The sequence below is a fragment of the Scytonema sp. PCC 10023 genome, from assembly GCF_963920835.1.
Taxonomy (GTDB): Bacteria; Cyanobacteriota; Cyanobacteriia; order Cyanobacteriales; family Nostocaceae; genus Kalymmatonema.
The window spans coordinates 1-8348 of sequence record NZ_CAWUDP010000190.1 but is presented as its reverse complement, the minus strand read 5'-3'; the positions used below and the strand labels follow the sequence as shown (position 1 = coordinate 8348).

Sequence of the window (8348 nt, the reverse complement as noted above, 5' to 3'; positions counted from 1 at the left end):
AGGCTTTAATCTCGTTGCTCAATCTACGGCGACGGAATGTGTTTCTTAAGAGTTGAGCAGCAGCTAGTTCAACTCAAAGAGGTTGCTTCTCGTGAGGGTATGTCTCTGGAAAAAGCTGCCCAGCACTTGATTGCAATGCGCGATCGCAAGTCAGAAGTAGGCGAACATAAATTCGACAAGCGGGAGTACATCAAACAGCGATTTGGAGTAGACCCAGAGCAAGCTTCGCCCGACAGCTTTGTAGGAATACTTTACCGGGATGCAGATAGGGGCATTCAGTTAGGGGAATTACGTCATAAGGTGGTGCTTGAGTCTTCCACACTTGCTTTAGAAGAATTTGTTTTTCATGGCAGCAGTTCGCTAGGTGAAAGTAATACTTCCGTTCCGCCTGGTTACGATGAAGCGCAAGAGCGAATTAACTCGCGCATTGATAACGATTTTTTCGGCAAGGTGAATTGGGGGGAACAGACTCATCCACTGTTGGTCGGTACATCGACACCGCAGCCCTTGCAGTTGAAGTCCTTGCAACCGAAAACAGGGCAATCTCAGAAGAAATAGTAGCTCAAATGCTACCCATTTGCTATCAAATACGGGATGAAAGTTTACTCAACGCTCGTAAGACATCTACTCTGGCAGTTGGTATAAATTTTCTTTCAGTAGCAACTGGTACTGTGGTTGGGACGTGGGTGGCAGTTCCCCCAACTCAAGAGAGACAGGAGATTTCCAGTATTCAGCCAATTTTGATTGGTGTGGGCATAGGTGAATTAGTTGGTTTGGTTTTGGCACTAGTAGTAATTTGGTTTACTAAGGAGCAGGTATGAATGCAGCATTCGATTTTTTGATTAATACAGCTGGTGGATTGTTGATGAACCTAGGTGTTTCCGGAATGGTAGGACAACTGATGGGAGTAGGAGCAACTCTTGCCTTACACCCATTGTTACTGCTTACCGGGATAGTTGTTGGTGGAGCGGGGATAGCAGTTGCCCGTCAGTTGAATAAACGTCCGCGTTTGCGTTTGATTGTTGATAATACATAGTGGTGAGTTATGTTTACTCCTACTCCTGTGCGAGATACCAAGCAAACAAGAAAGCGGACAAAGGTAAATGTCACCTTATGGACGGTTTGTTCAACTGTTGGGGCGCTATCTGTAATTGGTTCTGTTGCTCTAATGGTAGGGTGGAAGCAGCAAATTCCTCTTAATTCTGTATCTGAGGTACAGCAAGCAAAGGCGCAAGTTTCTCAGATTCGGGAGGTTTACCTGGAGAAGCTCTCGCGTACTGACTACAATATTGACTATCTTTCCAGTTATTCCTCAGTCGAGGGTACACCTACTCTTACAGGCTGGAGACAGTTAGCGGCGGCATTGTGGGGACAGCAGCTGCGGGGTGAGATATCCAGGATGCAGGCTGACGAAAACTCAGGATTTTACCGTCTGCACTATATGCCAGCGCTGGAGATAGTCAAGTTCAACTCCTTGGATGTTTTGTTGGAAGCTGCTTCTGGAAACAACACATTTTATTGGGGCTACAAGCGAACTGACGGGACAAAGGTTGAAGAAAAACTACCACCAGGGGCTGCTGCTGTTTTGCTGCTGGGTAAACTTGAGGCGATCGATTATGCCCAGAATTTGGAGTCCCAACCGTCGGTGGATTTGAATCAGATGGTTATTCAAATTAGAAATGCTCAAGAACCATACTCTCTTGCACAGGCGCAGTTGTTACGGGCGCGGGGGTATCTAGATCCAGTAGAGCAGATGGCGCAAGTAGCAGACATCCGCCTTAGGATAAAGCAGCGGGAGGAGCAAAGGCAGATATATCTCCAGCAGACAAAGAAGAATCAGAATAAGCCAGTTCTTAATAAACAGCCTGTTAACAAATCAGGGGGGTGATGTTATGTACGTTAAGTTTGCTGCTGCGATAGTTTGTATAGCCTTATGTTCGCTCAATGTTATAGCGGCAGTCAAACGTACCCCTATTCGTACTACTCTTGAGGGTTCATCTCGCACGACTGTCGAGATGATGCCATCCCCTAACTCAGGCGTGCATTGGATGAGTGCAGTTCTATTTCTGGCTGGGTTTGCTTGTTTCTTAGGGTGGGGAATTTCTGACTATAACAATGCTGTGGATACCGTAGAAGCTTCTGATAACTTGGAGAATTCCCGCAATCAACCTTCTGAAGTTAAAGCTGCTGATGTCCACCCTTCCCCTTTGCCGTCACCTCCTGCTGTTGGAATGGGATACCCTAACCAATTTTTGGCTAAGAATGTCGTCCAATTTTCCCCGCGTTCTACTTCTAAGTTAGGGCGTTCTGGTGAAGGCAGCAGCGTTTCACTATCGCTTAGTAATCAAGCCAGTGATGGGATTCAAAACCAATCTAGAATGCTCTCTCAAGAGGAGTTTTACGCCCAACTTCAGGATGAAGATTTTTGGGAAGATACTAATCCCCAAGCGAATGACAATCATTTGACTAGTTAGTTAATTCGAGGTTTTTTATGAGTAGAAATCAGCGCCGTAATTTTGATGTTGATTATTCAGAAGGCGGATCAATTGTGCCTGTAAACCGCTTGCAAAATATGTTGCAGCAGGTACAACAACAAGGAGGAGTCATAAATCAGCAACAAGGGAATGTTCCTCCCATGATGACTTACGATACTCAACCAGTAGAAGTTAGGTACATTACTGCACCTAATACTTATAAGCCGAAGATTCCTCAAATTGAGATTCCTTATGTGGAGACATGGAAAGCTCATCGACTACACCCGCAGAATCCTTGGAGGTTTGTTTGGTATCCTGCTTACTTTCTTGGAGATTGTATAAAATCGCCTGTAGGGGTGGGTGCAGTTGGGTTTTGGTTGTTTGTGATGGTCATTAATTTTCTTTTAAATGGAAATTACACAGGTCCAGGGTATGCTTCAGGCAAGAAGATAGAGGTTGTGCCCAAGGAAGTTCCACAGTTTGCACTTCCGGTTGTCAAGCAACTGGAATAGTATGTGGGTGCGAATTATTTTTTGGATGACTTTGTTGATGTGGATTGCAGATATTTTGCAACCTGGGTATCTACGCTTCTATGATTTGCGTCCGGCAGCAGGTTTATTTAAGAAACTCAAATTACCAGTTAATTCTATTGCTTTACCTGCTGCTACTCCCGATAGAACTGTTTCTACTGCTACTCCAACTGCTTGTCCGGAAGCTAGTAATGATTTTGAAGCAGTTTTGAACGCCAACAATGTTGGTTGTTGGCAAGATGAACTTTCCAATCAAACGAATACTTTTAGGAAGAAAGATACTCGTGAAGGTGGGTAAATGCGGTTTGTTATTGAGTTTTACTCACAGAGGGAGGATGATACTCATCCAGTAAAATTACCTGTTGACGCTGCATCTGATACCTCATCAGTTGATGATAAATCACCCGCTTGGAAATATGCCATCGTAACGAGTGTGTTGGTTGTCTGCATTGTTGTGCAGCCGATATCTACGTTTATCGAATCGCAGCCTATCGTGCAATCTATCCAAACAAAGGTTAATCCACAACCTACTCGTAATTTGGCATCACGGGTATATCAAGCGATGCAGCGCAAAGGCTACCAAATATCCCAAAACCCTGGAGAAGTTAATATTATCTACATTCGTGGCGCTGATCAGTTTGGTAGACCAAATGGGAATCGCATTAACGAGTGGAGCGATCGCCGTATAATATTGCAGTTTCGTTCTGGGAGTCCAGTGATTGTTGGTAACTGGGCAGCAACAGTTAAGCCAGGATTACCTGCAATACGCAATCCATTAGGGAAAGCAGGCGCAGCATTTATTGAGCCAGGGCAGTATCAAGCTTGGCAAGTGGGTATGCACCACGGGATATTTGGGCGAGTCGAGTCGGGGTTAGTTCAGGTTGCTCCGGTGAAGTTTCGTCGCTCTGTAAATCGAAGTGGTGACGTTAATGGCGAACCTATACAGTCTGGGAGGATTGGGCTTAATCAGCATTCGGGAAGCAATCAGAAGTATGTTGATAAAGCTTCATATGCATGTCTTGCTGCACAGTCGGAGAATGGACATCTTGACGAGTTTATGCCTCGGGTGAAGTCTGACCGTCGTTACCGTCAGAATCCCAATTATATCTTTACAACAACAATTTTGGATGTCAGTGACTTGTAATGCGGTTGGTTATAGATTTTCGTAGTGGGGGTACTAACGGTGCAAAGCGGCTAAATCCTCGTATTAACCAGAATTGGGGTTATGCGATCGCAACTTCGGTTTTAGTTGCAGCTATGGTGATTCCCCAGGTTTCTGGGTGGGTTGAATCGCGCAAGAAAGTTAAATCTCTCCAGAGTGCATTACAACACCAAACTCAATCTTCTGATGATAACAAGACTTTTTCTTCTGGTCGGTTTGTTTTTCCGACTGCGACTGGTACTCCCGTAACTAGTGAGTTTGGTTGGCGAACACACCCCATTACGGGCGATCGCAAGTTTCATAACGCTCTTGATTTTGGTGCGTCAATGGGTACGCCAATTTATGCAGCTGATTCCGGTCAGGTGGTGAGCGCAGGTGACAAAGGAGATGGTTATGGAAATGCAGTTATTATCCAACATCAGGGAAATATTTCTACTCTCTACGGTCATGCCAACGAATTGTACGTGCAACAAGGGCAACAAGTTGTACGTGGACAGATGATTGCGACGGTAGGTAGTACGGGTTTTTCGACAGGACCACATTTGCACTTTGAAGTTCGCTCTGATGGCGTAGCGCAAAACCCCCGTCCTTACTTGCACAAGTATTTACCTAACCGTTGAAGGTTATTTCGCTATTAGCTAGAGAAATGCAAATTGTACCGATTTTTATATCAGGTTTGGTTGGTGCAGCCTGCTCTGTTGCATTTTCTTATGGAGTGGCTTCATTACCATGTAGTTTGGCATCAAAGAGTGCAGATACTGTCTGTCAGGTGCCTAGTTTTGGTAGGGTACTCAATAGTTGGAAATTTGGGTTTGTTGTTGGTGGTTTAGTTGGGTTAATTTGGAATCCTCGCCATCAATTGATATCCCGTTTTCAGCCAGTTCATTTGTCAACTGCTTCTTTAATTACTTTGAGTATTTATTTTTTTAGTTCTCAGGGTACTGGTGTTTCTTCAGTATCGTTAAATAGTTTGGGAACAAGAGTTAGTACAAGTTCTTATTCACCACGGTTGAGTGCTTTTTTGGCAACAATTCGCTGGGCAGAAACGGGAACGAGTGAGTCAGAAAGTTATCGTAAGTTAGTATTCAACGGAACTTTTGATGATTTTTCGACACATCCATTAAAGAAACAGTGCGCTCCAATTAATGGTAAAACTGTTTGTTCAACTGCGGCTGGTGCTTATCAAATGTTGGATAAAAGTTGGTATGACTTAGCGCCAAAATTAAACTTGAAGGATTTTAGTCCAGCTTCTCAAGACAAGATGGCAATTGAATATATTCGTCGTAATAATGCCTTAGGTGATATTGAAGTAGGAAGATTTAATACTGCGGCATGTAAAGTGGGCAGGGTATGGGCGAGTCTTATTTGCAACTCGTACAATCAAAATCCACGAACCATAGAAGAGTTACGTAATTATTATCAAAAAATGCTGGTAGTTTATGAAGGTCGAAAATAGGGTAAAGGTTTGTGCCATTTACGTTTTAAGTTAGGTACATTGACTTGTGATAGTATTTTCCATAATTCTATTCCTCTTTTCCCTGCGACATGATATCGATAAGCTTTTGATTTCATGCTTTGTTTAGGTTCTCATGTATTTCATCAATATCTAAACCCTCCACAACTGTATCAACAATAAGCTTTTCTTGTTCGGTATTCAACTTAATGGAATTATCCATATTGAGAAATTTTTGGTAAAGCTTATTAAACTCTAACAGATTTTGGAGTTAAATAATTACTAATGCTAGTACCTTACAACAATAATATCGAATCTCAAAAACAACAAGTTTTGACTGCAATTGTGCAAGCCAAACAAGATGGTTTAAGCAATGAAGAGATTATGGTGAATGTATGGTGCGCTTTACCTTCATTAGTTTCTTATGCTGAAACTGTTCTACAACAGATTGACTTTAAGACGAAGTTATCACGTCCGGTTATTGAATTTGATTTAGAGTTTTTATTCCAGTTAATATATGAATCAGTAATTGCTCTTACAAGTGATGAAGAAATATTATCGGTGTGTGCAGAACACTGTACTTTAAACCAGTATGAGTTTGTACGTTATGCTCTTGAGTATATCCATGTCAATCGTGTTCCATCGCAATGGGAGCAGAGTAACATACACTATAAGATTGTTCAAATAGCAGATTCATGTCCAATGGAATCCTTATTTGAACATATTGACTCCATCAAAAATATTTATCTTAAGCAGATTGGGTACCAAGTTGTTCAAGAAAATCTTTACAGCTTATTTTTAAGCAATAAACAAGTTAGTTATTTTCTAGAGTTAGTGAATAAAACTAAAGATGATTTCATCAAAAATTATTGTTACCGTACCGCAGTGCTTGTTGCACGTGTTATAGGTAAACCAATAGATTTGCAACTTACAGGAGATGGTTCAACAATTAACGAGCCTAAATCTTTAGATAGTAAGGCTGCTACTAATAAAATCGTTCATTCACAGATTTCTACTATGGAACAGGCAGGAAAATTATTAGTTGATACCTTGGAAGATTTTAGTATCAATGCTAAATATGTTGATGCCAAAACTGGTCCTACCTTTAACCGCATTAAGGTAAAACTGGGACGGGGTGTTACCTACAAAAAGGTAGAAGACATTGGTAACGACTTAGTACAGCAGCTTGGTGAAGAATTGAGCTTGAAAGTTGCGCCAATGGTGAGTGTAGTTCCTGGAGGGGTAGTATTTGACATACCCAGGTTAGACAGACAGTTTGCCTATTTCCGTGACTACGTTAAGTTTGACGGCGAACCTGACATTCATTCGGTATCCATCCCTGGTGGTGTTGATGTCGATGGTACCTATGTCGAAATTCCCCTGTATAGCGATAATGTCACCCATATTCTGGGCGGTGGACGAACGCGGGGTGGGAAATCGCAGTTTGAGAAAGCAGCAATCTTGTATTTGGTGCGGCGGTATCCACCATCGGTTGTGCGGTTGGCGCTTTCTGATGTTAAACGTGTGACGTTTGGTAAATTTGATGGGCTACCTCATCTTATAGCCCCAGTTGCGCGTGATGCAGAATCTACTGCTAACTTGCTTGATTACCTGGTTGAGGAGATGGAATTGCGCTACCAGGAGTTTGAACAGCACAGCAGTATTGAAACAATAGCCCAGTATAACTTGCGGTTTGCACCTGGTATTATCATGCCGCGATTGGTTTGTCTGATTGACGAGTGTTTTGACTTGCTTTCGGATGATAATTACTGCTCGCGCATTGAGAGTGCGTTGATGAAGTTGCTTGCAAAAGCAGGTGGTGCGGGAATTCATGTCCTATTATACACACAGCGTCCTGACAAAAACGTCATTGACCCGTTGATTCGCTCAAACTTTCCAGCTAAGACTGCCTTTGTTACGACTCGTCCTGAAGACAGTTGTATTATCCTTGGGGACGATAAAGACAAGCGTGCAGTCTATTTGCTGGGATATGGGGATTTCTTGTACAAGACGACTGAGGTGGTACGACTCCAGGCGTTATACGTTGCTGACGATGAAGATCCTGAATACTTCAAGCAGTTACTCAATGAAGCAAAAAGCCAAGATAACCCCTATACTGCATGGGAATCTGGACTAGACTTTGATGAATTTGTCGCTAGTTTGTCTGGTGAGGGTAGTAGTCATGACAGAGGTAAGTCTAAAGCCACTGCTGTTACTAAAACTAAGCAATCAAAGACTGATTTTGAAGGTAGTTTTCATTTTAATGTACAGCTTGATGAGTCAGCTAAAAACTCAATTTTGAATTTGTATCAAAAGGGCTATCAACTTGATGAGATTGTAAAAGCTGTCTTTAATTTATCGCGCCATGATGGTAGATCGTATAAAAAATTTAGAAACGTTGTTGAGGAATTTTTAAATAGCTTTCAAGGGAGTGAGGAAGATGATATTTGAACTAAGTATGCCTCTACCCCCTAGTATGAACGAAATTATTAACCAGGCACGGTCGGGTTGGCAAGCGAGCGCTGAGCTTAAAAAATACTGGACAAACTTAATTGCTGAATTTGTCCGAGAATGTGGATTTTGTTTAGATGGTGCAGTTTGGATTGAATTTCATTGGTATGTGAAAAATTTTGGGCGAGATAGCGATAACGTAGCTGCTGCTGCCAAATTTATTATGAACCTATCCCACTAATAATATTTTGTTAATCCAAATGTGGATAGTAGCAAGG

Annotated in this window: 12 protein-coding genes; all 12 read left to right on the top strand. The window is 42.3% G+C overall.

Annotation, left to right across the window (positions count from 1 at the left end):
- Positions 1 to 36: 36 nt before the first annotated feature.
- The 12 genes from ACM0OZ_RS46885 to ACM0OZ_RS46830 all read left to right on the top strand — a co-directional run bounded on the left by ACM0OZ_RS46885 (position 37) and on the right by ACM0OZ_RS46830 (position 8311).
- Positions 37 to 558 carry a hypothetical protein gene (locus ACM0OZ_RS46885; RefSeq protein ID WP_414589820.1) on the top strand — a complete coding sequence of 174 codons (522 nt, stop codon included), beginning with the start codon at positions 37 to 39 and terminating at the stop codon, positions 556 to 558.
- Positions 559 to 566: 8 nt separating this feature from the next.
- On the top strand, positions 567 to 821 hold the full coding sequence (locus ACM0OZ_RS46880; RefSeq protein WP_041042218.1) for a hypothetical protein: 255 nt from the start codon (positions 567 to 569) through the stop codon (positions 819 to 821).
- Complete coding sequence (locus ACM0OZ_RS46875) at positions 818 to 1036, top strand: hypothetical protein (RefSeq protein WP_414589819.1); 219 nt, start codon at positions 818 to 820, stop codon at positions 1034 to 1036. Before ACM0OZ_RS46880 ends, ACM0OZ_RS46875 begins: the two co-directional genes overlap by 4 nt.
- A 9-nt stretch (positions 1037 to 1045) precedes the next feature.
- Positions 1046 to 1888: a phage terminase large subunit family protein gene (locus ACM0OZ_RS46870; protein ID WP_414589818.1), complete on the top strand. Its 843-nt coding sequence runs from the start codon at positions 1046 to 1048 to the stop codon at positions 1886 to 1888.
- Between the two features lie 4 nt (positions 1889 to 1892).
- Positions 1893 to 2474 carry a hypothetical protein gene (locus tag ACM0OZ_RS46865; protein WP_414589817.1) on the top strand — a complete coding sequence of 194 codons (582 nt, stop codon included), beginning with the start codon at positions 1893 to 1895 and terminating at the stop codon, positions 2472 to 2474.
- A gap of 17 nt (positions 2475 to 2491) precedes the next feature.
- Positions 2492 to 2986, top strand: coding sequence for a hypothetical protein (locus ACM0OZ_RS46860; RefSeq protein WP_414589816.1), 495 nt, complete (start codon positions 2492 to 2494; stop codon positions 2984 to 2986).
- Position 2987: 1 nt separating this feature from the next.
- Complete coding sequence (locus ACM0OZ_RS46855) at positions 2988 to 3302, top strand: hypothetical protein (RefSeq protein ID WP_414589815.1); 315 nt, start codon at positions 2988 to 2990, stop codon at positions 3300 to 3302.
- Positions 3303 to 4148, top strand: a complete 846-nt coding sequence (locus ACM0OZ_RS46850) for a hypothetical protein (RefSeq protein ID WP_414589814.1) — start codon at positions 3303 to 3305, stop codon at positions 4146 to 4148.
- Entirely contained in the window at positions 4148 to 4786 is a 639-nt protein-coding gene (locus tag ACM0OZ_RS46845) for a M23 family metallopeptidase (protein ID WP_414589813.1), read from the top strand. The genes ACM0OZ_RS46850 and ACM0OZ_RS46845 overlap by 1 nt, the downstream gene beginning before the upstream one ends.
- A 26-nt stretch (positions 4787 to 4812) precedes the next feature.
- Entirely contained in the window at positions 4813 to 5622 is an 810-nt protein-coding gene (locus ACM0OZ_RS46840) for a lysozyme (RefSeq protein WP_414589821.1), read from the top strand.
- 282 nt (positions 5623 to 5904) lie between these two features.
- Entirely contained in the window at positions 5905 to 8070 is a 2166-nt protein-coding gene (locus ACM0OZ_RS46835; RefSeq protein WP_414589812.1) for a DNA translocase FtsK, read from the top strand.
- Positions 8060 to 8311, top strand: coding sequence for a hypothetical protein (locus ACM0OZ_RS46830; protein WP_414589811.1), 252 nt, complete (start codon positions 8060 to 8062; stop codon positions 8309 to 8311). Before ACM0OZ_RS46835 ends, ACM0OZ_RS46830 begins: the two co-directional genes overlap by 11 nt.
- The last annotated feature ends 37 nt before the right edge of the window (positions 8312 to 8348 follow it).

Excerpts from the sequence above, each read along its gene's own strand:
- ACM0OZ_RS46885 (WP_414589820.1), top strand. The coding sequence starts at position 37 with ATGTGTTTCTTAAGAGTTGAGCAGCAGCTAGTTCAACTCAAAGAGGTT.
- ACM0OZ_RS46880 (WP_041042218.1), top strand. The coding sequence starts at position 567 with ATGCTACCCATTTGCTATCAAATACGGGATGAAAGTTTACTCAACGCT.
- ACM0OZ_RS46875 (WP_414589819.1), top strand. The coding sequence starts at position 818 with ATGAATGCAGCATTCGATTTTTTGATTAATACAGCTGGTGGATTGTTG.
- ACM0OZ_RS46870 (WP_414589818.1), top strand. The coding sequence starts at position 1,046 with ATGTTTACTCCTACTCCTGTGCGAGATACCAAGCAAACAAGAAAGCGG.
- ACM0OZ_RS46865 (WP_414589817.1), top strand. The coding sequence starts at position 1,893 with ATGTACGTTAAGTTTGCTGCTGCGATAGTTTGTATAGCCTTATGTTCG.
- ACM0OZ_RS46860 (WP_414589816.1), top strand. The coding sequence starts at position 2,492 with ATGAGTAGAAATCAGCGCCGTAATTTTGATGTTGATTATTCAGAAGGC.
- ACM0OZ_RS46855 (WP_414589815.1), top strand. The coding sequence starts at position 2,988 with ATGTGGGTGCGAATTATTTTTTGGATGACTTTGTTGATGTGGATTGCA.
- ACM0OZ_RS46850 (WP_414589814.1), top strand. The coding sequence starts at position 3,303 with ATGCGGTTTGTTATTGAGTTTTACTCACAGAGGGAGGATGATACTCAT.
- ACM0OZ_RS46845 (WP_414589813.1), top strand. The coding sequence starts at position 4,148 with ATGCGGTTGGTTATAGATTTTCGTAGTGGGGGTACTAACGGTGCAAAG.
- ACM0OZ_RS46840 (WP_414589821.1), top strand. The coding sequence starts at position 4,813 with ATGCAAATTGTACCGATTTTTATATCAGGTTTGGTTGGTGCAGCCTGC.
- ACM0OZ_RS46835 (WP_414589812.1), top strand. The coding sequence starts at position 5,905 with ATGCTAGTACCTTACAACAATAATATCGAATCTCAAAAACAACAAGTT.
- ACM0OZ_RS46830 (WP_414589811.1), top strand. The coding sequence starts at position 8,060 with ATGATATTTGAACTAAGTATGCCTCTACCCCCTAGTATGAACGAAATT.